This is a genomic window from Acidisoma sibiricum, from assembly GCF_057837225.1.
In genome coordinates this window covers 655,414-677,125 of record NZ_CM174445.1, presented here as the reverse complement: position 1 = coordinate 677,125, position 21,712 = coordinate 655,414, and the positions used below count along the sequence as shown (strand labels likewise).

Here is a 21,712-nt window from a genome sequence, read left to right as displayed (position 1 = left end):
GGCGGTGATGCTTCGGCGCTGTCCCATCACGAATTGCGTCACAAATAGGGCGACGCGCTCAAACGGCGCGGTCTACGGCCGTTTTTGGGGCCGCGCTGTCAGAGAATGATGCGCGCGCCGGACACCCGCAGCACCAGAACGGTCACCAGGAGGGCGACCACAATCACCGTCAGAATCCACCGCAGCCACAGATAGGTGCCCGGCACCCAGCCGCGGCGATGGGCTGTGTGCTCGGCGATATTGGTGGCGAGAAACCCCGCAATGAGCACGCAGAGGGCGATGGAGGGTGCCGGAATCAAAAGTCCGATCAGCAGCGCCGCCCAGCCGATCAGGGCGGGGACCACGCCGAGCACCAGGCGCGGCTTGTGCGCCGGGTCCTGGGCATAGGGCAGCGGTGCCAGCCCGGCGAGGGATTGCGGCGGCTCGGCCAGGGCGAAACCCCAATGCACGGCGCCAAGGAAGGACAGAATGATCGCGCTATAGGTCAGCAGCGCCGTTAACGCCTGGGCATCGGAGGGGCTGCGCCAGGCAGAGGCGAGGTAGGCGGTCACGACGAAAGGGATCAGACCCAGAAAGCCGAGCAGCAGAACCATGGGGGCAGGGGCACGCATGCTGTCTTCCTTATGTGATGCGAACGTGAACCGGGTCGGCTCGGCTTGGGTGGCAGTTTTGTGGCAACCAGAGGCCGCACGGCAATAACGGCTGGAGATGGTACCGTCCTCCTGCTCTAACAGAGATATGGGCCGGCCTATCGGTCTGTGACAATGGAGGCGCGTCAGGCGTGGAGATCTCGATAGAAGCGATCGGCATATTGGTGCTGATCCTGATCAATGGCCTCTTTGCCTGCAGCGAACTTGCCTTGGTTTCCGCCCGTCGGGCGCGGCTTGCCGTGCTGGAGCGCAAGGGCGTGGCCGGCGCCGCCGTGGCCCGGAAACTCGCCGAAAACCCCCATATCTTTCTGCCGACGGTGCAGGTCGGCATTACCCTCGTCAGCGTCATCACCGGCATGTTCAGCGGCGAGCGGGTGACCGGCGATGTCGAGCATGCGCTGGTCCAGGTCGGCGTGCCGGAGCGTTTCGCTTATGCCCTGGCTTTCTTCCTGACCGTGGTGCTGATCACTTTCCTGACGATGGTGCTGGGCGAGTTGGTGCCCAAGCAGCTGGCGCTGCGCCGGCCGGAAATGGTCGCCGCGCGAGCGGCGCCGATGCTGATCGTGATCGCGCGCGTGACCAAGCCCGTGGTCTGGCTGCTGAGCAAGACCTCCGCCGGGATTTTGAGCCTTTTCGGCGTCACCGGCACCCGGCCGGATCATCCGAGTGAAGAGGAGCTTAAGGCGCTGCTGGCCGAAAGCACCCAGACCGGCGTGCTGGAGAGCGAGGAGAAGCTGATGATCGAGCGGGTATTGCGTCTGGCCGACAAGCCGGTGCGTGCGATCATGACGCCGCGCACGGAAATCGCCTGGATCGATCGCGCGGCGCCGGTGGCCGAGATGATCGCGCGGCTGCGCGCGAGCCCGCATTCGCGTTTCGTGGTGGGTGACGGATCGGTCGACAATGCGGTCGGCATCGTACTGGCCAAAAACCTGCTCGACCAGCTGCTGGAGGGCGGGGAGGTCAGCCTGGATGCCGCAATATTGCAGCCGATGATCGTGCCGGATGCGATTTCGGCGCTGGACGCCTTCGAGCGGCTGAAGGGCGATGCCAATGGCATGGCCTTCGTGATCGACGAATATGGCAGTTTCGAGGGGCTGATCACGGCCGCGGATATGCTGGAAGCGATTGTCGGCGACAGCGACGAGACGGTGGCCGAGCATGGCGGCACCCAGACGGGGGCGGCCGAGGAAACCAGTTTCGTGCTGGACGGGCTGATGCCGCTGGATGAGCTGATGGAAAAGCTGTCCATCACCGAGGTTCCCGCCCAGGGCACCTATCACACCGCGGCCGGGCTGATCCTGGCTTTGCTGCGCCGGGTGCCGCAGGTTGGCGACCGCATCATCTTCGCGGGCTGGCGGTTCGAGGTTCTGGCCATGGACGGCAGGCGGGTCGATCGGCTGAGCGCCGACCGTGAAACCGGCGTGACGGAGACGGCAGCGTGAGGGACGAGAGCGGACGCCTGGCCCGCGCCGATGGCGTGGAACTCGCCTGGAAGCGAATCGCGGGCGCGGGGCCGACGATCGTCTTCCTGCCCGGCTTTCGCAGCGACATGGAAGGCAGCAAGGCGGTGTTCCTGGCGGAAGTCGCGGAAGCCAGGGGCCACGCGCTGCTGCGCCTGGATTATTCCGGCCATGGGGTCAGCGGCGGCCGTTTCGAGGATGGCAGCATCGGCATTTGGACGGCGGACGCTCTGGCGGTGATCGACGCCACGACCGCGGGACCGCTGATTCTGGTCGGCTCCTCCATGGGCGGCTGGATCGGCCTCAATATCGCGCTCGCCCGGCCGGATCGGGTGGTTGCCTATATCGGCATCGCCGCTGCGCCTGATTTTACCGAGAGCCTGATCTGGGCGCAGATGCCACCCGCCATCCAGGCGAGGCTGATGGAGGAGGGCGTGGTCTATGCGCCGAGCGACTATGGCGACCCGCTGCCTTTGACCCGCCGGCTGATCGAAGACGGCCGCCGCCATCTTCTGCTCGACAAGCCCATTCCGCTGACCTGCCCGCTGCGGCTGTTGCAGGGGCAGGAGGATGCGGAAGTGCCGTGGCAGACGGCGCTTGCCATCGCTGAGCGGGTGGAGAGCCGGGACGTGCGCGTGACGCTGATCAAGGACGGTGACCATCGGCTGTCGCGGGAGAGCGATCTGTCTCTCCTGCAGGAAAGGGTGGCGGAATTTCTGCCGGGCTGACCGGCTGGCTGAAAGACAACAAGGCAGGTTGGGCGGGCCGGCGGTGACCGGTTAACCCTCACCACCCACATACTGCATGTCCATGGCAATGGCCGGGCGGCGCATCAGCTCAAACCCCGAAAGATGCAGATAATCGACCAGCCGTTCCGCCGTGATGCGGGCCAGCGCGTCATCCCCGCGGCGGCGGCCGCGGGCACCCGGCCAGCTGCGCAGCACGTAGGCCAATTCCTTGACGACTTCCTGGTCTTCAGCCGGGCGCAGTGACGCAGGGCGCAGCGGGCTATGCGAAATGAGATCAGGCATGGCGCGAACCTCGTTGTGAGAACGAGAACAGGCTAGCGAATGAAACGGGAACAAGGCAAGAACATTTTTTGATCTGCGAGTCAGGGTCGGGAGGCTTGCCATCCGCCGCCAAGTGCCTTGAAGAGCGCGATCTGGTCCTGGATCAGCTGCGCGTCTGACCCTGCCACGGCCCCCGCGGCGCTGACCTGAGTCTGGGAAGAGGTCAGCAGGTCCAGATTGCTGATCTGCCCGGCGGCGAACTGCGCCTGCGCCATGGAGAGGGCGCGCGTCGCATCATCGGCCGCCGCCACCAGCGCCGCATGATGCGCCGCTTCGGCATTATAGGCGCTGAGCGCCTGTTCCGTTTCCTTCAAAGCCTGCAGCACCACCGCATTGAAGCCGGCCAGCGCCCCGCGTGCCTGGGCGCGGCTTTGCGCAAGCTTGGCGAGCGGCCCGGCCATATTCGGAAAGGTCCAGCTGATCGCCGGTCCCAGACCCCAGGCGAGGCCAGAATTGGACCCGAGCAGGGTGATCTGGTTGCTGGCGCCACCATAAAACCCGTTGAGTGTGACACGGGGAAAGAGATCCGCCTTGGCCACACCGATCTGGGCCAGGGCGACGGCGAGCTTGCGATCGGCCTCGCGGATATCGGGCCTGCGGCGCAGCAGGGCCGCACCATCCCCCACCGGCAGGGGGGCAGCGAGTTGCGGCGGCGTTACGCAGCTTTCGACATCCGTGGGCGCTTCGGCGGGCGTGCGGCCGAGGAGCGCCGCCAGTTCAAACACTGCCGAGCGGCGGGCGCCGTCCAGCGGCGGGATCGTCGCCTGCACCTGCGCAACCAGGGTCTGTGACCGCACAACATCAAATTCCGTGCCGGCCCCGGCACTCAGCTGGTTCTGCACGATGTGCAGCTGGTCCGAGACGATGGCGAGCGATTGATGGGCGACCGTCAGTTCCTCGCCGATTGCGCAAACCTCGCCATAGGCCCGCGCTGTTTCCGCCGCGATGGTGACGCGCAGGGCATCGCGCGCGGCGGCGACGGCTTCGGCATTGTCGCGCGCCGCTTCGACCTGCCGGCGGACATGGCCGAAGAGGTCGATCTCATAGGAGACGTCGAGCGCCGCATCGAAGATCCAGCCGTCCTGCGGCTCGTGCCCCTCGGTCTCGACAATGGTGTCGAGCGTCGGATCGCGGCCATAGGTGCCGCTGCCGGACACGCCCGTCTGCGGCAGTTGCAGGGCCCGCGCGCCTTCAAAGATGGCGCGGGAGGCGGCAAGATTCGCCTCGGCCACTTTCAGGTCCTGGTTGGCGGCGAAGGCCTGGGCAATGAGCGCGTTCAGCCGCTGATCGTCGTACAGCTGCCACCAGCCGTCGGGCAGCGCGGACGTGGCGCTCTCCGCCGGATCGGTCGACAGAAAGGCGTGATCGGCGCCCAGGGGCGGCACGGGCGGCTTATAGTCGGGCCCGAGCGCGCAGGCGCTGAGGGCGGCGAGGACCATGATGGCGGCAAGGCGTCTCATCCCGCGGCCTTGCGGCGAAACAGCGGCCGGTGCGAGGCCGGGGTGCGCGGCGGCGGCCGCAGCAGCACGATCATGACGAAAAGCCCGAAGCCCGCGCAGCAGGCGACGCCCACGAAACTGTCGATCGTCGCCAGGGTCGTCGCCATGGTGCGGACGACGGCGCCGAGCAGAAGCGGGGCGGCGCTGCCCGGATGGCCGTGATGGGCGATGGTCTGGGCATAGGCGGCCAAGCGCTGATGCACCGCTGGATCGCCGATTTGCAGATGCTGGCCGATGAGATTGGAAGCGCGCTGTTCGCGCAGGCGCGCCAGCGTTGAGACGAAGGCCTGCCCGGCCTCGCCGCCGAAGAGGCGGGCGATCTGCAGGAGCGCGCCAAAGGAGAGCGCATCCTGTGGCCGCAGATGCAGGACGCCGTTGAAGATGATGCCGGAGAGCGCGCAGCTTTGCCCGACCGCCTGCAGAAGCTGGGAGAGCAGGAACTGATCCGAGCCCCAATTGGGCGTCAGCGTATAGGCGACCGTCATGCAGGCGATACCGATGAGGCAGAGGCCCATGGAGGCGACAAAGCGCGGATCGAGCCGGCGCAGCATGAGCGCCGCGATGGGACAAATGATGAGCTGCGGCACCGCGATCCAGATCAGCGTGTCGCCCACCTGCAGCGCGCGAAAGCCGCGCACGCCGCCGAGAAAATAGGGAATGAGATAGGCGGTGGAGAGGATCGTCAGCCGCAGCAGGCCGATCATGAGCAGCAGATAGGGCATCGGCCGGTTGAGCAGGACATGGAAATCGAGCCAGGGCTGTGCGGTCGTCTTCTCATGAATGACGAAGGCAATGAGCATGAGAATGCCGGCGAGGCCCAGCCCCCAGACCAGGCCGGAATTCAGCCAGTCGACGCGGTTGCCCTGGTCGAGCGCGGCATAGAGGAGTGCGAGGCCGAGGCCGCAGGAGACGAGGCCGTAGATATCCTTGTGGATGCGGACCGGCGGCGGCGGTTGATAGCGCACACCAAAATGCAGACAGATCGCCATGCCGAGGGCCAGTGGCACGTTCTGCCAGAAGATCCAGTGCCAGGAGAGGTTGTCGACATACCAGCCTTCAAGCGAGGCCGAGATATTGAGCGAAAGCTCAAGGTTGAGCGCATAGAGCACGATGCCATAGGCCCAGAGCCTGAGCGGCATGTTGCGCAGAATGTAGCTCAGCGTCAGCGGAATGAAGCAGCCTGAGCCGAGGCCTGAGAGAAACATCAGGACCAGCACGGTCGAGAGATTTTGCGAAAAGGGAATGAGGGCGGAGGTCGTGGCGAAGGACAGTGCTGCGATGATGAGGATGCGGCGCGGGCCATAGATGCTGCCGACCCAGACGGCGATCGGCGTGATGAGCATCTGCGCGACGGTGAAGGCGGTGGTGATCCAGGCGCCTTCGTCGAAGCCCGCATGCAGGGCGCCGCGCATGTCCGTAAGGCCAAAGGTCGAGAGCCTGCCGGTCAAGGTGGAGATGAAGGTGCCGAGCAGCACGGCGATGAGGCCGAGCCAGGGGATCGGTGCCTCACCCGGCGGTGCCGGTGCGGCGGCCGCACTCATGGGCGGCTGCCGTCGGGCAAGGTGGTGTCGATCCGGGGGATTGCGGACATGCCGGCGCGCAAGCGTCCGGTCAGGCCATCGGTATCGGTGATCGCAATCTTGACCGCAATCCGCTGCACGATCTTGGTGAAATTGCCGGTCGCGTTGTCGGGTGGCAGAAGCGCGAATTGCGAGCCTGAGGCAGGCGAGATGGCAACGACCTTGCCATGCAGCACATAGCCCGGAAAGGGATCGACGGTGATGGTGGCACTTTCACCGACCACGACATGGGTGAGCTGGGTTTCCTTGTAATTGGCGATAACCCATAGCAGCGGCAGCTGGGCGAGCGTGGTGACCTGCGTGCCGGGTGCGACATATTGTCCGGGCAACACCTGCCGCAGGCCGATGATGCCATCCGTCGGCGCCGTGATCTGCGTATAGCCGAGATTGATCTGGGCGATACGCAGCGCCGCCTGCTGGGCGGCGAGGCTTGCCTCCGCCTGCTCGCCTTGGGCGGAGAGCAGCGCGATCTGGCGGGAGACGGCATCCGCCTGCGCCTGATTCTGCTGCAGGCGGGCCACGAGTTCCGCGTGGCTGGTCGCCATTTTTTCGAGATCGGCCTGAGACGAAGACCCTGATGTCAGCAGGCGCTGCTGCCGCGTGACATCACGGCCGCTCTGGCCGAGAGAGGCGGCAGTGCCGGCGACCACGGCCTGGGCCGCGCGCAGATTGGCCTCCAGCAGCGGCCGCTGGGCGGCAAGCTCGGCGATGGCCGCTTGCGCCCCGGCGATTGCCGCTTCCGCGCGCGCGACTTCGGCACGATAGGGGGCGTCGACGATGGTCGCGATGACCTGTCCCGCCGTGACGGTTGCGTAATCCTGCACCGGGACACGGCCGACATAGCCCGCGACCTGGGCGCTGAGCGGGGTGAGATTGGTCTGCAGATAGGCATCGTCGGTCGTCTGGAACCGCGCCAGGCCTTCCCAGCGATTCCATTGCGTGAAGCAGATATAGACGATGGCCGCGGCCAGGACGAAGGTCAGCAGCCGCCAAAAAACGCCGAAAAACGCGACGAGGCGGGTGCGTGCCCGCGCTGGGGCTGGTGGCTGCACGATGGTTGGGGACGATGGCGGCGCAGACGGCGGATCAGCCGGGGACAAGGACCGCCGCTCCTTCGATCCGGGCCCGTCGCAGGGAGGATGTCATTCCGGTCATCATACTCACACTCACAGCGCAGAATGAGGAACCAGGGCCGGCGCTGCCCATGCCGGCCCGGGTCCGATCCCCTTGAGAGACGACAAGGGTGGACTACTTCAGGGCCGCAATACTAGTGCGCCCGTGCGCTGTCCGTAAATTTTCATGGCGAAACGGACGCGACGGCCTGCGTCGTCCGCGCCCGGTCTGGATCTTAGGCCGCCGCTGCCGCTTCAGTCGCGATGACCTGGCCGAGGCGTCGCACCGCCTCGGTGATCCAGTCGGACTTGGCCCCCGCGAAGCTTAGCCGCAGATAGGGGGCTGTCGCTTCGGCGGGAAACCAGAAGCGGCCGCTGCCGACGAGCACATCCTCAGCCGCGGCGCGGCGGGCGACGGCTGCGTCCGACAGGCCGGGCGGGAGGGCGACCCAGAGATGCAGGCCGCCGGCCGGCACATGGGCGATGGCGGCCTCGCCCAGTTCCGCGCGCACGGCCGCGACCAGCAGATCCCGGCGATGCTTCAGCTCGGCCCGCAGCGCCTTCAGATGCTTGGGCCAGCTGGCGGCGGTGACCAGTTGCAAAGCCGTCTCCTGCATCAGGCCGGGGACCGAAAAATCATCCGTCAGGCGCGCCATGCGCAGCCGCTCCAAAGCCGCGCCGCGGGCGCAGATGGCGCCGATGCGCAGGCCGGGCGCCGCGCATTTGGTCAGCGACCGGATATAGACGACATGGCCGTCGCGGTCGGCGCGGGCGAGCGGGGGCGGCGGCTCACCCTCCAGGCTGAAATCGCGGGCCCAGTCATCCTCGATCAGGAAAGCGCCGGCGCGGGTGACAATGTCTATCACCGCGTCCCGCCGGGCGGGCGACAGCACCGCGCCGGTCGGGTTGGAGAAGGTGGGCTGGCAATAGAAGAGCCGCGCGCCGGTGCGGGCAAAGGCCTGTTCCAGCAAATCCGGCCGCACGCCGTCTTCATCCATCGGCACCGGCACGAGGCGCAATCCGGCATTCGCGGCGGCGGCGATGGCGCCGGTATAGGTCGGGCTTTCGACGATGACGGGATCGCCGGGCTGGGCGAGCGCGCGAAAGGCTGCGGCATTGGCGGCCTGGGTGCCGGGGCAGATGGTGACTTCCGACGGCAGATAGGCATCGCCCGTTTCAGAGGCGAACCAGGCCCGCAGCGCTTCCAGCCCTTCGATGGGCACGCGCGCCCAGATGCCCGGACGGCGCAGCGCCCGTCCGCCGGCGGCCGAGAGCAAGGCATGCGGCAAGGTCTCATCCGGCAGATAGCCGAGGTTGAGCGCCATGACGCCCGGGCGCGGCATGCGCAGCAGCGAATTCAAACCGTCGGCGCGGCCGCGGGGCGAACCGAGGGCCAGGCTCTGCCACCCGAAATCGGGCGCGGCCGGAGTGGGGCCATCGGCCTCACGCTCGCGCACGAAGGTGCCCTGGCCGGGCCGGGCCTCGATCAACCCCGCCTGGACCAGCGCATCGATGGCGCGCTGCACGGTGACGGGGCTGACGCCGAGATCACGCATCAGGTCGCGCACCGAGGGCAGGCGCGCGCCGGGCTGGGCTGCGCTGGCCAATTGGCGCAGGTGTTGAGTAACGCGGTTACTGCTGTTATTCGTTTCTATGGAAAACATAGATAACGCTACTGTCTTTTCCCCGATAACGCAACCGCGCCGTCGCGTCCGCATCCTGCGGGCCATCTGGCCGGTCCTGCGATCGATTTGGAAGACGGCGCGCAGCCGCCGCGAGCTGGTCGGGATGGATGCCCATCTGCTGGCCGATATCGGTGTCTCCAGAGGTGAGGCGCTGATGGAAACACAGCGCAAACCCTGGGATCTTGAGGCGCCGATCGACCCCACCCGCCGGTCGCGCGCCGACTGATCCGACAGGGCTGTAGCGCCGCCTTATCTCCGCGCAGCCGTCGTCCGCAGCACCAGCAGGGCGACGGCTGACAGCACCATCAGACCGGCCGAGACAGCCAGGGCAAAGCGCGGCCCGGCATCGTCGAGGATGAGGCCGAACAGCAAGGGTGCGACCCCTTGCAGGACGCGCGAGGGCGCCGCGAGAATCCCCGTGCGCAGGCCATAGCCGGCCGGGCCGAACAAGGTCAGCGGCAGGGTGCCGCGCGCAATGGTCAGCAAGCCATTGCCGGCGCCATGCAGGAGGGCGAAAGGAATGGCGAGGGGCGCGCCGAAGATCACCAGAAGGACGGCACCCACGGGATGCAGCGTCGCGGCCAGCCGGGCGGAGAGCAGGGGCGAGGCCCGTTTCATCAGGCTGAACTCGGCCAGGCGGGCGGCGACCTGGGCCGGGCCGATGCAGGCGCCGGCGGCGATCGCGGCTGCCGGTGTTGCGCCCAATGCCTCCAGCAGGCGCGGCAGATGCGCGGCCAAGGCGGTCGCCACGAACCAGGTCGCGCCGAAGACGCCGGCGAGCACGATCATGGTCCATCGCGTCCCGCCTGCCGGCGTGGCGGCTGTTTCATGTGCCGCGGGGGGCGATCGCGGCGGCGCTTGCGGCACCAGACACCTGTTGAGTGGTAAACCGACCACAAGATGCAGACAGGCCCAGGCCAGGCAGGCACCGCGCCAGCCGAAGGCGTGGATGAACCAGGCGCTCAGCGGCCAACCGATGGTGCTGGCGAAACCCGCGAACAAGGTGATGCCCGTGATCGCGCTGCGGGCATCAAGCCCGTAAAGCCGCGCGGCCGTCGCGAAAGCGGCTTCATAAAGGCCGAAGCCCATCCCGAGGCCGAGCACGGCCCAGGCGAGCGCCAGGGTGGCCAGGCCCTGCGCCTGTGACAGCAGGACCAGCCCCGCCGCACAAACGAGGCTGGTGCCAGCGAGAACATCCCGGCCCCCATAGCGATCAATCCAGCGCCCGGCGAGCGGTCCAAACAGGCCCGACAGCAGCAGGGCCGCGGAAAAGATCGCGAAAAACCAGACATGGGGCAGATGCAGGCTGGCGGATATCGGATCGGCAAAGACCGCCGCCAGATAATAGGTCGAGGCCCAGGCGAGCGTTTGCGTGATGCCCAGGGCGGAGACGACAGGGATGCGCGTCTGCATTGCCCGGCCTATCCGGCCGGTTTGCGTTCGTACCATCCCCGGCTGCGGTGCAGGATCTGCACCACGGACAGCATGACCGGCACTTCCACCAGCACGCCCACGACGGTCGCGAGTGCGGCGCCCGACTGGAAGCCGAACAACGCGATGGCGGTCGCGACCGCGAGTTCAAAGAAATTGCTGGCACCGATCAAGGCGGACGGGCCGGCCACGCACCAGGCGACACCCAGTTGACGGTTCATCCAATAGGCCAGACCCGCGTTGAAATAGACCTGGATGAGGATCGGCACGGCCAGAAGTGCGATCACGGCCGGCTGGCGTATGATCTGCTCACCCTGAAGGCCGAAGAGCAGCACAAGGGTCAGAAGAAGGGCTGCGAGCGATAGGGGTGAGAGCACCCGCAGCGTGCGGCCGAGCACCCCCGGTCCGCCGCGGCGGAGGAGCGCGTAACGCCAGAGCTGGGCGACGATTACCGGCACCACGATATAGAGGGCGACCGAGATGATCAGCGTGTTCCATGGCACTGTGATCGAGGACAGGCCGAGCAGCAGCGCCACGATCGGCGCGAAGGCCAGGATCATGATGCTGTCATTCAGCGCCACCTGGGACAGCGTGAAATGGGGCTCGCCCTCCACCAGATTGGACCAGACGAAGACCATGGCCGTGCAGGGTGCGGCCGCCAGCAGAATCAATCCCGCCATATAGGCGTCGATCTGTCCGGCCGGGAGCAGCGGCCGGAACAGATGGGCGATAAACAGCCAGCCGAGCAGCGCCATGGAGAAGGGTTTGACAAGCCAATTCACCCCGACCGTGACGGCAATGCCACGCCAATGCTGGCCGACCTTGCCGAGTGCTGCGAGATCGATCTTGAGCAGCATCGGCACGATCATCAGCCAGATGAGGATCGCGACCGGCAGATTGACCTGCGCCACGCTCGCGGAGCCAAGACGATGGAAAAGGCTGGGGATGATGTGTCCCAGGCCGATGCCGGCCAGGATGCAGAGCGCCACCCATAAGGTCAGGTAGCGCTCGAAACGGCCCATGGACGGCGCTTTGACTGGCGCCGCGACCCTGTCACTCATGGCCCGGTTTTCCGATGCGATGACCGCTCGCATCGACCACCGGGGCGCCGTCTTCCTTAACGAAAGCGCCCTGCTGGAGGTTCGGCAGAATATCGAGCACCACTTCCGACGGGCGGCAGAGTTTCACGCCCAGATCCGTCACCACGATCGGACGGTTGATGAGGATCGGATGCGCCAGCATGGCATCCAGCAGCGCATCGTCGGAGAGCGCGGGATCATCCAGACCCAGGGCCTGATAGGGCGTGCCCTTCTCGCGCAGCAGAGCGCGCACCGGAATTCCCATGCGGCCGATCAACGCGATCAGTTCGGCCCGGCTGGGCGGTGTTTTGAGATATTCGACGACCCGGGGCTCCGCGCCGCTGTTGCGGATCATCGCGAGCACGTTGCGCGAGGTGCCGCAGGCCGGGTTGTGGTAGATCGTCACCGACATCGCGATTTCCTTGGGACGGTTTCAGGCGCAGGTCGTAGCGGGGGTGCTGGCGCATGCGGCCAGGCCGGCAACCGCCGGGGCGCAGACTTCCGGCCGTCCCTGGCAGCAATCGCGCATCAGGAAGCCGATCAGGCCGGACAGCGCGTCATAGGCCGCCGTGTAGCGGATGGACCGCCCTTCGCGGCGGGACTGGATCAGCCCCGCATGTTCCAGATGCGCGAGATGGAAGGACAAGCGCGACGAGGTCGCCTCCAGCGCATCGCCAATGGCGCCGGCCGGCATGCCGGCCGGACCGGCGGTGACCAGGGCGCGTACGATCCGCAGGCGGGTTTCCTGCGACAGAGCCGAGAGGGCCATGAGAGCTTGCGCTTCGTCCATAACATTTCAATATCTCAAGAGACATTGAAATGAAAGAGGCGTCTGACTGGCGGGCCATATCGGCACGCCATGCTGGAACCGGCGCATTTGTGACCAAACCTTCCGTCACGCCGGCCCTTACGCGTGCGAAACCGGCCCCTATATCCGGGGCCTAGCAGGCTGGCCGCGTCCTTTGGCGGAGCGCGGGCTGCACCAGTTTCCGGGGAGATGGTTTATGTCGGACGTGGAAGAAGCGTCGGCCCTGCCCGGTGCGGGTGTGCCGGCATCCGAGACGCCACGTCCACAAGGTTTGCTCATCTTGCTCGTTTTCGTTGTGGTCGTGGCGGCGCTCTATTTCGCCAAGACCGTTTTGATTCCGATTACGCTGGCCGTTCTGCTCAGCTTCGTGCTGGGGCCGGTGGTGGCGCTGCTGCGCCGCTGGCGCCTGCCGAAAGTCGTCTCGGTCCTGCTCGCGGTGCTGCTGGCGCTGGCGGTCATCCTGCTGCTCGGTGCCATCATCGGCATGCAGATCGCCGATCTGGCCGGCAGCCTGCCGCAGTATCAGGCGACCATCACGCAGAAATTCGAGTCCGTGCAGGGCTATTTCACCCAGCATCTGCAAGCGGTGATGAGCCATTTCGGCCAGGGCGGTGATTTGCCCGGCCATCGTGCCTCGGGTCCAGCCTCCGCCCATGCCGGGACCAGCGCCGGCGGGCAACTGGTCGAAGTAGCACCGGCGTCTGGTGGCACGACATCCACTTTTTCGCTTTTGAAGACGGTGCTGGAGCCGGTGGTGGCGCCGATCGAGACGGTTGGCATCGTCATCGTCTTCGCGATCTTCTTTTTGCTGCAGAAGGAGGATCTGCGCGACCGGCTGATCCGGCTGTTCGGGTCCAGCGACCTGCATCGCACGACGCTTGCGATTGACGATGCCGGAGACCGCCTGTCGCGCTATTTTCTGGCCCAGATCGGCATCAATGCCGGTTTCGGCGTCGTCGTCTGCATTGGCCTGACCCTTCTCGGCCTGCCCAACCCCATCCTTTGGGGCGTGCTGGCCATGCTGATGCGCTTCGTGCCCTATATCGGCTCGCTGATTTCCGCCCTGCTGCCGATTGCCCTGGCCGCTGCCGTCAGCCCGCATTGGGGTCTTGCCATCTCAACCCTCATTCTCTTCGTGGTCGCGGAAGGGATAACCAGCCAGGTCATCGAACCCATGACCTATGGCAGCACCACCGGCCTGTCGCCGGTGGCGGTGCTGGTCGTCGCTGTTTTCTGGGGCTGGATCTGGGGGCCGATCGGCCTGATCCTGTCGACGCCGATGACACTGTGTTTGGTTGTCGTCGGGCGCCATGTGAAACGTCTGGAATTCTTCGACGTGCTGCTGGGCGACAGGCCGGCGCTGACGCCGGTCGAGACCTTCTATCAGCGCATTCTGGCCCATGACCCGGACGAGGTGCAGGAACAGGCCGAGCAGCTGCTGCAGACGCGCTCGCTCTGCGCCTATTATGACGGGGTCGCCCGCCGCGGCCTGGAACTTGCGGCCAGCGACATTCTGCGGGGTGCCATGAAGCCGCTGCAGGTGACGCGGCTGCGCGCCGATGTCGAAACGCTCATCGACGAGCTTGAGGATTACGAGGATGTCGATCCGCCGCAGCGCCTGCGCATGCAGGACGAGGCGGTGGCCGGCGTGGCGCGGCCCGAGCGGACGGTCGTCAAACAGGCGGCGCCGGATGTGGAGGTGGAGGCCGCGGCCCCTGACGGCGCGCCCATGGCGCCCCCGCTCGCGCTCTGCGTCGGCGGCCGCGGTCCACTGGACGATATTCCGAGTGCCATGCTGGCGCAGCTGCTGCGCAAGCATGGATTCGAGACCCGTACCGTGACGCATGACGCCGTCTCCCGCGCCCAGATCGGCAGCCTGAACACGCAGGACGTCGCGCTGATCTGCGTCACCTGCCTGGAACTGGTGGGCCAGCCGCCGCATCTGCGTTATCTGCTGCGCCGGTTGCGCCAGCGCATGCCCGAAACCCCGATCGTGGTCGGCCTGTGGACGCCCGAAGCCGAGATTCTGGACAATCAGGCGCTTGCACAGATGATGGGTGCGGATGCCTATGTCACCTCGCTGCGGGATATGGTGATCGAAGCGGTGGGGCGGGTGAGCGCTACGGCGTAGCGGGCCGCCGCCAGGCGAGGCTGGCCAGGCCGAGCCAGCCGAGCATGGTGAGGAAACCGCCCGTCGGCGCCATGGCCGGGATCTCGGTCCCTGCCAGCGCCAAGACATAGAGGGCGCCGCAGAAGAGCAGGGTGCCGAGCAGAAGGCCCGACCCCGCGACCAGCACGCGGCGGCTGCCGGGGCGCTGGCGGGCGAGCACGCCGCAGCCGATGAGGGCCAGGGCGTGCCACATCTGCATGTCAATCGCCGTATGGACGAAGCCGAGGTCGATCGCCGAGATGCGGCCTGGCAAGGCGTGGGCGGCGACCGCCGCCATGATGACGCCGGTCAGGCCCAGCAACCCACCCGTACCCAGCCATACTCTATCCATGCACCTTCCCCCTCGTTCCTGCATCGCATTTCCGCGCCCGGACGGCTTGCCCCACCCGGCAGAGACGGCTATATGCCGGCCCTCGGTCGGACACGGCCGGGTCACGCTGACCCGGTCCGTCCAGACCCCAGGTAACGGGACGTAGCACAGCCTGGTAGTGCGCCTGCTTCGGGAGCAGGAGGCCGGAGGTTCGAATCCTCTCGTCCCGACCATCCCCCAATCCAGGTCCTGGCGCCGCGGTAAAAGCTGACGGCGACGGCCGTTCGCGTGTACAACTCGTAAACATACCGGGAGCAGGAGACCTAGCCATGGCCGCCGTCCATGTCCGTATTGCCGCCGTCACCGAGCGCGTGCGGGAACGCAGCGCCGCGACCCGCAGCACCTATCTGGCGCGGGTGAGCCAGGCGGCTGCGGCCTATCCGGCACGGTCCGGCCTGTCCTGCGCCAATCTCGCCCATGCCTATGCGCCGATGTCGGCCGGTGACAAGCATCGCCTGGCGACGGGAGCCGCGCCGAATATCGGCATCATCACCTCCTATAACGACATGCTCTCGGCCCACCAGCCCTTCGAGCATTATCCCGAGCTGATCCGCAAAGCCGCGCGTCTGGCGGGTGGCCTGGCGCAGGTTGCGGGCGGTGTGCCGGCCATGTGCGACGGTGTCACGCAGGGCAATCCGGGCATGGAGATGTCGCTGTTTTCGCGGGACGTCATCGCGATGAGCACGGCGATCGGCCTGTCGCACAATGTCTATGACGCGGCGCTGATGCTGGGCGTATGCGACAAGATCGTGCCGGGGCTGATTATCGGTGCGCTGCAATATGGCCATCTGCCGACGATCTTCGTGCCTGCCGGCCCCATGACCTCAGGCATTTCCAATGCCGAGAAGGCGAAGGTGCGCCAGCAATATGCGCTGGGCGAGGTCGGGCGTGACGCGCTGCTCGATTCCGAAATGAAGGCCTATCACGGGCCGGGCACCTGTACTTTCTACGGCACCGCGAATTCCAACCAGATGCTGATGGAGGTCATGGGCCTGCATCTGCCGGGTGCCGCCTTCGTGCATCCGGGCACGCCGCTGCGCGATGCGCTGACGGCCGCCGCCGCCCGCCGTGCGCTGGAAATCACGTCCCGCGGCAACGAGTTCATTCCCATCGCCGAGATCGTCGATGAGCGCGCGGTGATCAACGGCATCGTGGCGCTGATGGCGACCGGGGGATCGACCAATCACACCATTCATCTGGTGGCCATGGCGCGGGCTGCCGGCATTCTCATCACCTGGGATGATTTCGACGATATCTCGGCCGTGACGCCGCTGCTGGCGCGCGTCTATCCGAACGGCAAGGCCGATGTGAATCACTTCCACGCCGCCGGCGGCATGTCCTTGCTGATCCGCGAACTGCTCGACGCTGGTTTGCTGCATGAGGATGTGACGACCGTCATGGGGAAGGGTCTGCGCGCCTATACGCAGGAGCCCGCGCTGGTCGACGGTCATCTGATCTGGCGGGACGGTCCGGCGGTGAGCGGCGATACGGCGGTGCTGGCGACGATGGACAAGCCCTTCTCGCCCGATGGCGGCCTGCGCCTGATGCGCGGCAATCTGGGGCGTGGGGTGATCAAGATTTCCGCCGTTGCGGCCGCGCATCGCCAGGTGCGGGCGCCCGCCATCGTCTTCGAGACGCAGGACGCCCTGGCGGCCGCGCATAAGCGGGGTGACTTGCAGCGGGATTTCGTGGCCGTGCTGCGCCATCAGGGGCCGCGGGCCAATGGCATGCCCGAGCTGCACCAGCTGACGCCGATATTGGGCGCGCTGCAGGATCAGGGCTTTCATGTTGCCCTGGTGACGGATGGGCGCATGTCGGGCGCCTCGGGCAAGGTGCCGATGGTCATCCACCTGTCGCCCGAAGTGACCATGGGCGGCCCGATCGGCCGCGTGCGGGACGGCGATATCATCACGCTCGACGCCGAGGCCGGCACGGTGATGGCGGAGGTTGCCGAAGACGCATGGGCCGCGCGGGAGGTTTTGACCGGCGCCCCGGACCCGCTGGCCGAGACGCTGGGCCGCAACCTGTTTGACGGGATGCGCGCCCGCGCGCTGACCGCCGAAGAGGGCGCCTGGAGTTTTGCGGCCTGAGGCGCAAGATCGCGCCCACTACCCCGTCGTCCTGCGATACATTCATGGGCATCAATGTAATGATGTTTATGAACCTATGGATCTAAGGCCCGCCTGGATGATTTGCTGAGCGGCCTTGTGATACCAATCGCCTTGCCGCCATTCAGTTGAAACCATTCGGGGAGTTTTTCAGCATGACGCGACTTCGTCTCTCCGCCGCCTGTCCCGGGCTGCTGTCCCTGGCCGCCGCGGCCGGTCTCGCGGTCTTCGGCCTCGCCGGTCAGGCCCAGGCGGCCGGTCAGCTCAATGTGCTGACCTGGTGCGATCATGAAGATCCGACCTTGCTCAAACCCTTCGAGGCCGCGAATGGCGTGAAGGTCAATTTCAAGGATATCGGCAGCACCGCCGATGCCCTGGCCATCCTCGGCCAGTCCAAGCCGGGTGACTGGGACGTGCTGGTGGTGGATGAGACCGATACCGGGCGTCTGGCCAAGATGGGCCTGCTCTCCCCGCTCGATAAGGCGGATTACCCCTTTGCCTCCATCCCCGCCGTGATTGCCGATCCGAAGCTGACCAGTGTGGATGGCACGCTGTACACGGTGCCGGAAAAGTTCGGCTACAACACGGTCGCCTATAACAAGGCGTCGGTCGATCCGGCGGCGATGACGGATATCGGGGCGCCCTGGGACCCGAAATATAAGGGCCGCGTTGCGGTCTATGACTATTACGTCCCCGAAATCCAGTATGCCGATCTGGCACTGGGCAAGAACCCCGACACCATCACGGACGCCGATCTGCCGGCGATCAAGCAGAAGCTGCTGGCGCTGAAGGCGAACGCGGCGCTGGTGGGTGACGTGACAACGACGCAGCAGGCGCTGACCACCGGGGCTGTCGATATTCTGGTCGGCGGCGGCGAATGGGTGACGGCCGGCATCGCCAAGGACAGCCCCAATCTGGACTACACCATCCCGAAGCAGGGCGGCATCCGCTGGCAGCAGGGGCTGGCGGTTTTCGCCTCCTCCAAGAGCAAGCCCCTGGGCGTGAAATTCATCCAGTATATTCTGAGCCCCGAAGGCCAGGCCAAGCTTGCGACCTCATCCTGCTACTGGGGCATGCCGGCGAATACGGCGGCGGCGCTGAACGCGGATCAGAAATCCATCCTGCGCTGGGACCAGCAGCCGACCTATCTGAAGTCCTCCTATACCTATCTCCAGATGACGCCGGCGCTTGATAAGAAGCTGCAGGCGCTCTGGGCGGAAGTGATGCAGGGCAAGTGAGCAGGCCGGCTTCCGCGGAAAGCCGTGCCGCCGCCCGGCAGCGGCTTTCCGGCCTTTATTTCTCCGTGCCGGCGCTGGCCTGGATTGTGATCTTTTTTGCCGCACCGGTGATCGTGATGGGGGTCTATAGCCTGCATCCGCTGTCACCCACCGGCGCGCTGGGCGCGTTCGGCTTTGGCGATTACAGCGCTTTCTTCCAGGAAAGCGCCTATCGCCAGGCGCTGTGGAATTCGATTGTAACGACCATCATCGTCGTCATTTTCAGCACCTTGCTCGCCTATCCCTTCGCCTATTGCATTGCGCGCGTGGTGCCGCCTGCCTGGCAGCGGCTGGCGCTGATTGCCGCCATCCTGCCCTTCTGGACCTCCTATGTCGTGCGGTCCTATGCCTGGCTGCTGGCGCTGTCGCCGGTGGGTGTTGTCAACAAAACCCTGATGGCGCTGGGCGTGATCCATCATCCCGTGATGTTCGCCTATAATCCGCATGCGACCGAATTCGGCTTCGTGCATTTCTTCATCATGCTCAATACGCTGACGATTTATGCGAGTCTGGTGCAGATCAATCCGCGCTATGCGCTGGCGGCCCAGGATCTGGGTGCCTCGGCCTGGCGCAGCTTCCTGTCCGTCACTTTGCCGCTGAGCATTCCGGGTGTCGCCGTTGGCGCCTTTCTGACCATCGTGCTGACGATCGGCGATTACGTGACCCCGCAGATTCTGGGCGGCTTCCGCCAGCTGCTGCTGCCGCAGGCGATCATGATGCAGATCCAGCGCCAGCTTGATCTGCCCATGGCCTCCGCCATGTCCCTGATCCTGACGGTGATCGTCGCGCTCGCGTATCTCGCTATGCAGCGCTGGCTGAAGATGGCCCGGCTATGAGAGGGGTTTTGCACAAGGCGGGCACCACGCTCGCGGGCCTCTATATGGCCCTCTGCTACTTCTTCATTTTCCTGCCCGTCGGCGTGCTGGTGCTGTTTTCTTTCCAGGGCGGGCGGCTGCCGGTGCCACCCTTCAACGGGCCGTCTCTGCGCTGGTATGCCGCAGCCTTCGCCGATGACCGGCTGGTGCAGGGTTTCCTCAATTCGCTGATTGTGGGCGGCCTATCCTCAGCACTCTCCGTGCTGCTCGGCTTTCTGGCCGCCTACGGCCTCGCCCGGCACGAGTTTCCGGGCAAGCAGCTGGTGCAGGGCGTCATCCTTCTGCCTTTGGCCGTCTCTTACCTGCTGGTCAGCATGGGGCTGCTGGTGAGTGCATCGGCGCTGGGCATCGGCCCCAGCCTTGTCACCGTCATCATCGGCCATGTCGTCATCAACATGCCGCTCGCCTTTGCCATCTGCCTCGCGCAATTGGGCGAGCATCAGCGCCGCATTGAGATGGCGGCGCGGGATCTCGGTGCTTCCACCGCACGCGTGCTGTGGAGCGTGACCGCGCCGATGATTCTGCCAGCGCTGATCGCGGCCTTTTGCCTGTGCTTCACGCTGTCCTGGGACGAATTCCTGATCGCCTTCCTCAATACGCGTTTCGACGTGACCCTGCCGGTTGTCATCTGGAGCCTGCTGCGCGGCGGGTTGAACCCGGAGACCAATGCCGCCGGTTCCTTCATCTTCCTGTGTTCGGTTGTGCTTGTGATGATAGTCGAACTTCTTCTGCTGAGGCGCCGCCGCTCATGACTGCTCCCCATCTGGTGATCGACCATGTGCGCAAGGTTTATGCTGGGGCCGCAGCCCTGGATGATGTGTCTCTGTCGGTGGCGGCCCATGACTATGTCGTGCTGCTCGGGCCTTCAGGCTCAGGCAAGACGACGCTGCTCTCCATCATCGGCGGGTTCACCATCCCGACTGCCGGCCAGCTGAGCATCGCCGGGCGGGATGTGACCAATCTGGGTCCTGCCGCGCGGCCGACCACGACAGTGTTTCAGGATTATGCGTTGTTTCCGCATATGAGCGTTGGCCAGAATATTGCCTTTGGCCTCAAGCTGCGGCGCGTGCCCGGGCCAGAGCGCCAGAGCCGTGTGGACCGTGCCCTGGAGATGGTGGGGCTCGCGGGGCTTGGAAAGCGCGGCATTCATGAACTGTCGGGCGGGCAGCGGCAGCGCGTGGCTTTGGCGCGTGCCCTGATTGTGGAACCCGAAATCCTGCTGCTGGATGAGCCTTTGGGCGCGCTCGACCTCAATCTGCGGCGGCAGATGCAGGATGAGCTGCTGGCTCTGCAGCGCCGTACCGGGCGTTGCTTTGTCCATGTGACTCATGACCAGGAGGAGGCGATGGCGCTGGCCAGCCTCATCGTCGTCATGAATCACGGCCGCATCGAAGATGCCGGGCCGCCGCAGCGTGTCTATGCCCGGCCGGCGACGCGCTTCACGGCCGCATTCATGGGTGAGAGCACTGAGATTGCCGGCACCGTGGTGCCGGGTGGTGTCCGCTCCGTGCTCGGCGATCTGCCGGTGGCGCCCAAGGGCACGGCCGGAGAGGCGGCGACGGTGATCATCCGGCCCGAGAATGTTCGTGCCGATGGCACGGGCGCGGTGTCTTTGGGAGAGGCCCGCATTACCGAGGCGATCTTCCAGGGCGCCCATTACCGCGTGCAGGCGCGATCTGAGACCACCGATCAGATGTTCATCCTGCGCCTGCCGCCGCGTGCGGCGCCCGAGGCGGGCGGCCTGCTGAACCTGTCCTGTGCGGAGGCCGATCTTGTCGCCGTCTGACCCTGTAAGCGCAGAAGACTGGTTCGAGACCATCACCATGGGAGAGGGGGTGACCCTGATCCATGAACCCTGGATCAAGCCTTTCTTCCGCTGCAATATGTGGTTTGTGCGCGGGCGTGACCGCGATCTGCTGTTCGACAGCGGCTTGGGGACTTTTCCGTTGCTGCCGACCGTTTCCGCCATCACGGGCCGGATGCCGGTCTGCGTCGCGAGCCATACCCATTTCGACCATATCGGCGGCCACCATGAATTCAGCTGCCGTTGCGTCCACAAAGCCGAAGCCGCGATCCTCGCCGACCCGCGCAACGAATGGACGCTGGCGGACGCTTATGCGACGGAGGAGATGTTCGACGCGCCGCCCATGGGCTGGGATACCGCCGCCTACCGCGTGCAGCCGGCGCCGGCGTCAGAGCTGCTGGACGATGGATCGGTCATCGATCTGGGCGACCGCGTCTTCGAGGTTATCCATACGCCGGGTCATTCCCCCGGCGGCATTGCGCTGTGGGAGGCAAAGACCGGCGTGCTGCTCTCGGGCGACATTCTGTATGACGGGCCGCTGATCACCGATACCTATCATGCCAGTCTTGGTGACTATGATGCGTCGATCGACCGGCTGGAGCAGCTGCCGGTCAGTGTGGTGCATGGCGGTCATTTCCCAAGCTTCGGGCGCACCCGCCTGCGCCAGCTGGCGGCCGAATATCGCGCCGGCCGGCACCAGCCGGGCTGCCACCTGGCCGCGCTCTGAGGCC

The 21,712-nt window shown here is 65.9% G+C and carries 21 protein-coding genes, 1 tRNA gene and 1 pseudogene; 12 read left to right on the top strand and 11 right to left on the bottom strand.

What is annotated here, in order from left to right; genetic code table 11:
• Nucleotides 1-98 precede the first annotated feature (98 nt).
• Nucleotides 99-611: a DUF3429 domain-containing protein gene (locus tag AC3G7M_RS03255; protein WP_489214286.1), complete on the bottom strand. Its 513-nt coding sequence runs from the start codon at nucleotides 609-611 to the stop codon at nucleotides 99-101.
• Between the two features lie 176 nt (nucleotides 612-787).
• On the opposite strand from AC3G7M_RS03255, the gene AC3G7M_RS03250 reads away from it, so the two are divergent.
• Nucleotides 788-2,095 (top strand): hemolysin family protein, encoded by a 1,308-nt coding sequence (locus AC3G7M_RS03250; RefSeq protein ID WP_489215934.1) that lies wholly within the window; start codon nucleotides 788-790, stop codon nucleotides 2,093-2,095.
• Nucleotides 2,092-2,841 (top strand): alpha/beta hydrolase, encoded by a 750-nt coding sequence (locus tag AC3G7M_RS03245; protein WP_489214285.1) that lies wholly within the window; start codon nucleotides 2,092-2,094, stop codon nucleotides 2,839-2,841. The genes AC3G7M_RS03250 and AC3G7M_RS03245 overlap by 4 nt, the downstream gene beginning before the upstream one ends.
• A gap of 51 nt (nucleotides 2,842-2,892) precedes the next feature.
• Here the strand turns inward: AC3G7M_RS03245 and AC3G7M_RS03240 are convergent, their stop codons facing one another.
• The 5 genes from AC3G7M_RS03240 to AC3G7M_RS03220 form a co-directional block, all read right to left on the bottom strand.
• Nucleotides 2,893-3,144, bottom strand: coding sequence for a hypothetical protein (locus tag AC3G7M_RS03240; protein ID WP_489214284.1), 252 nt, complete (start codon nucleotides 3,142-3,144; stop codon nucleotides 2,893-2,895).
• An 80-nt stretch (nucleotides 3,145-3,224) separates the two neighbouring features.
• Complete coding sequence (locus AC3G7M_RS03235) at nucleotides 3,225-4,643, bottom strand: efflux transporter outer membrane subunit (protein WP_489214283.1); 1,419 nt, start codon at nucleotides 4,641-4,643, stop codon at nucleotides 3,225-3,227.
• Nucleotides 4,640-6,223, bottom strand: coding sequence for an MFS transporter (locus AC3G7M_RS03230; RefSeq protein ID WP_489214282.1), 1,584 nt, complete (start codon nucleotides 6,221-6,223; stop codon nucleotides 4,640-4,642). Before AC3G7M_RS03230 ends, AC3G7M_RS03235 begins: the two co-directional genes overlap by 4 nt.
• The gene (locus AC3G7M_RS03225; protein ID WP_489214281.1) at nucleotides 6,220-7,362 is read right to left on the bottom strand and encodes an HlyD family secretion protein; all 1,143 of its coding nucleotides are present in this window, start codon (nucleotides 7,360-7,362) and stop codon (nucleotides 6,220-6,222) included. The genes AC3G7M_RS03230 and AC3G7M_RS03225 overlap by 4 nt, the downstream gene beginning before the upstream one ends.
• Nucleotides 7,363-7,610: 248 nt before the next feature.
• Nucleotides 7,611-8,981 carry an aminotransferase-like domain-containing protein gene (locus AC3G7M_RS03220; protein WP_489214280.1) on the bottom strand — a complete coding sequence of 457 codons (1,371 nt, stop codon included), beginning with the start codon at nucleotides 8,979-8,981 and terminating at the stop codon, nucleotides 7,611-7,613.
• 46 nt (nucleotides 8,982-9,027) lie between these two features.
• On the opposite strand from AC3G7M_RS03220, the pseudogene AC3G7M_RS03215 reads away from it, so the two are divergent.
• Both AC3G7M_RS03215 and AC3G7M_RS03210 read left to right on the top strand, forming a co-directional pair.
• A pseudogene (locus AC3G7M_RS03215) lies at nucleotides 9,028-9,162 on the top strand (hypothetical protein); the annotation flags it as partial.
• Nucleotides 9,163-9,285 (top strand): hypothetical protein, encoded by a 123-nt coding sequence (locus tag AC3G7M_RS03210; protein WP_489216137.1) that lies wholly within the window; start codon nucleotides 9,163-9,165, stop codon nucleotides 9,283-9,285.
• Between the two features lie 23 nt (nucleotides 9,286-9,308).
• Here the strand turns inward: AC3G7M_RS03210 and AC3G7M_RS03205 are convergent, their stop codons facing one another.
• Genes AC3G7M_RS03205 through AC3G7M_RS03190 form a run of 4 tightly spaced genes read right to left on the bottom strand, consistent with a single transcriptional unit; the run spans nucleotide 9,309 to nucleotide 12,359 of the window.
• Nucleotides 9,309-10,472, bottom strand: coding sequence for an MFS transporter (locus tag AC3G7M_RS03205; protein ID WP_489214279.1), 1,164 nt, complete (start codon nucleotides 10,470-10,472; stop codon nucleotides 9,309-9,311).
• Nucleotides 10,473-10,480: 8 nt separating this feature from the next.
• The gene (gene arsB / locus AC3G7M_RS03200; RefSeq protein ID WP_489214278.1) at nucleotides 10,481-11,551 is read right to left on the bottom strand and encodes an ACR3 family arsenite efflux transporter; all 1,071 of its coding nucleotides are present in this window, start codon (nucleotides 11,549-11,551) and stop codon (nucleotides 10,481-10,483) included.
• Nucleotides 11,544-11,981 (bottom strand): arsenate reductase (glutaredoxin), encoded by a 438-nt coding sequence (gene arsC, locus AC3G7M_RS03195; protein WP_489214277.1) that lies wholly within the window; start codon nucleotides 11,979-11,981, stop codon nucleotides 11,544-11,546. Before arsC ends, arsB begins: the two co-directional genes overlap by 8 nt.
• Nucleotides 11,982-12,002: 21 nt before the next feature.
• A complete protein-coding gene (locus tag AC3G7M_RS03190; protein WP_489214276.1) occupies nucleotides 12,003-12,359 on the bottom strand; it encodes an ArsR/SmtB family transcription factor in 357 nt (118 codons plus the stop codon).
• A 214-nt stretch (nucleotides 12,360-12,573) separates the two neighbouring features.
• On the opposite strand from AC3G7M_RS03190, the gene AC3G7M_RS03185 reads away from it, so the two are divergent.
• Nucleotides 12,574-14,508 carry an AI-2E family transporter gene (locus AC3G7M_RS03185; protein ID WP_489214275.1) on the top strand — a complete coding sequence of 645 codons (1,935 nt, stop codon included), beginning with the start codon at nucleotides 12,574-12,576 and terminating at the stop codon, nucleotides 14,506-14,508.
• Here the strand turns inward: AC3G7M_RS03185 and AC3G7M_RS03180 are convergent.
• A complete protein-coding gene (locus tag AC3G7M_RS03180; RefSeq protein WP_489214274.1) occupies nucleotides 14,498-14,878 on the bottom strand; it encodes a DUF423 domain-containing protein in 381 nt (126 codons plus the stop codon). The genes AC3G7M_RS03185 and AC3G7M_RS03180 overlap by 11 nt on opposite strands.
• A gap of 135 nt (nucleotides 14,879-15,013) precedes the next feature.
• On the opposite strand from AC3G7M_RS03180, the gene AC3G7M_RS03175 reads away from it, so the two are divergent.
• The 7 genes from AC3G7M_RS03175 to AC3G7M_RS03145 all read left to right on the top strand — a co-directional run bounded on the left by AC3G7M_RS03175 (nucleotide 15,014) and on the right by AC3G7M_RS03145 (nucleotide 21,708).
• A tRNA-Pro gene (locus AC3G7M_RS03175) sits at nucleotides 15,014-15,090 on the top strand.
• Nucleotides 15,091-15,186: 96 nt separating this feature from the next.
• Nucleotides 15,187-17,007, top strand: coding sequence for a phosphogluconate dehydratase (gene edd / locus AC3G7M_RS03170; protein WP_489214273.1), 1,821 nt, complete (start codon nucleotides 15,187-15,189; stop codon nucleotides 17,005-17,007).
• A gap of 173 nt (nucleotides 17,008-17,180) precedes the next feature.
• The gene (locus AC3G7M_RS03165; RefSeq protein WP_489214272.1) at nucleotides 17,181-18,263 is read left to right on the top strand and encodes a polyamine ABC transporter substrate-binding protein; all 1,083 of its coding nucleotides are present in this window, start codon (nucleotides 17,181-17,183) and stop codon (nucleotides 18,261-18,263) included.
• Nucleotides 18,260-19,138, top strand: coding sequence for an ABC transporter permease (locus AC3G7M_RS03160; protein ID WP_489214271.1), 879 nt, complete (start codon nucleotides 18,260-18,262; stop codon nucleotides 19,136-19,138). The genes AC3G7M_RS03165 and AC3G7M_RS03160 overlap by 4 nt, the downstream gene beginning before the upstream one ends.
• Nucleotides 19,135-19,929, top strand: a complete 795-nt coding sequence (locus AC3G7M_RS03155; RefSeq protein WP_489214270.1) for an ABC transporter permease — start codon at nucleotides 19,135-19,137, stop codon at nucleotides 19,927-19,929. Before AC3G7M_RS03160 ends, AC3G7M_RS03155 begins: the two co-directional genes overlap by 4 nt.
• Entirely contained in the window at nucleotides 19,926-20,963 is a 1,038-nt protein-coding gene (locus AC3G7M_RS03150; RefSeq protein ID WP_489214269.1) for an ABC transporter ATP-binding protein, read from the top strand. The genes AC3G7M_RS03155 and AC3G7M_RS03150 overlap by 4 nt, the downstream gene beginning before the upstream one ends.
• On the top strand, nucleotides 20,950-21,708 hold the full coding sequence (locus AC3G7M_RS03145) for an MBL fold metallo-hydrolase (protein ID WP_489214268.1): 759 nt from the start codon (nucleotides 20,950-20,952) through the stop codon (nucleotides 21,706-21,708). The genes AC3G7M_RS03150 and AC3G7M_RS03145 overlap by 14 nt, the downstream gene beginning before the upstream one ends.
• Nucleotides 21,709-21,712: the final 4 nt, after the last annotated feature.

Bases quoted from the DNA above. Each gene is read 5' to 3' on its own strand.
- AC3G7M_RS03205 (WP_489214279.1), bottom strand. From the start codon at position 10,472: ATGCAGACGCGCATCCCTGTCGTCTCCGCCCTGGGCATCACGCAAACG.
- AC3G7M_RS03230 (WP_489214282.1), bottom strand. From the start codon at position 6,223: ATGAGTGCGGCCGCCGCACCGGCACCGCCGGGTGAGGCACCGATCCCC.
- AC3G7M_RS03155 (WP_489214270.1), top strand. From the start codon at position 19,135: ATGAGAGGGGTTTTGCACAAGGCGGGCACCACGCTCGCGGGCCTCTAT.
- AC3G7M_RS03165 (WP_489214272.1), top strand. From the start codon at position 17,181: ATGACGCGACTTCGTCTCTCCGCCGCCTGTCCCGGGCTGCTGTCCCTG.
- AC3G7M_RS03240 (WP_489214284.1), bottom strand. From the start codon at position 3,144: ATGCCTGATCTCATTTCGCATAGCCCGCTGCGCCCTGCGTCACTGCGC.
- AC3G7M_RS03180 (WP_489214274.1), bottom strand. From the start codon at position 14,878: ATGGATAGAGTATGGCTGGGTACGGGTGGGTTGCTGGGCCTGACCGGC.
- edd (WP_489214273.1), top strand. From the start codon at position 15,187: ATGGCCGCCGTCCATGTCCGTATTGCCGCCGTCACCGAGCGCGTGCGG.
- arsB (WP_489214278.1), bottom strand. From the start codon at position 11,551: ATGAGTGACAGGGTCGCGGCGCCAGTCAAAGCGCCGTCCATGGGCCGT.
- arsC (WP_489214277.1), bottom strand. From the start codon at position 11,981: ATGTCGGTGACGATCTACCACAACCCGGCCTGCGGCACCTCGCGCAAC.
- AC3G7M_RS03235 (WP_489214283.1), bottom strand. From the start codon at position 4,643: ATGAGACGCCTTGCCGCCATCATGGTCCTCGCCGCCCTCAGCGCCTGC.
- AC3G7M_RS03185 (WP_489214275.1), top strand. From the start codon at position 12,574: ATGTCGGACGTGGAAGAAGCGTCGGCCCTGCCCGGTGCGGGTGTGCCG.
- AC3G7M_RS03210 (WP_489216137.1), top strand. From the start codon at position 9,163: ATGGATGCCCATCTGCTGGCCGATATCGGTGTCTCCAGAGGTGAGGCG.
- AC3G7M_RS03190 (WP_489214276.1), bottom strand. From the start codon at position 12,359: ATGGACGAAGCGCAAGCTCTCATGGCCCTCTCGGCTCTGTCGCAGGAA.
- AC3G7M_RS03150 (WP_489214269.1), top strand. From the start codon at position 19,926: ATGACTGCTCCCCATCTGGTGATCGACCATGTGCGCAAGGTTTATGCT.
- AC3G7M_RS03255 (WP_489214286.1), bottom strand. From the start codon at position 611: ATGCGTGCCCCTGCCCCCATGGTTCTGCTGCTCGGCTTTCTGGGTCTG.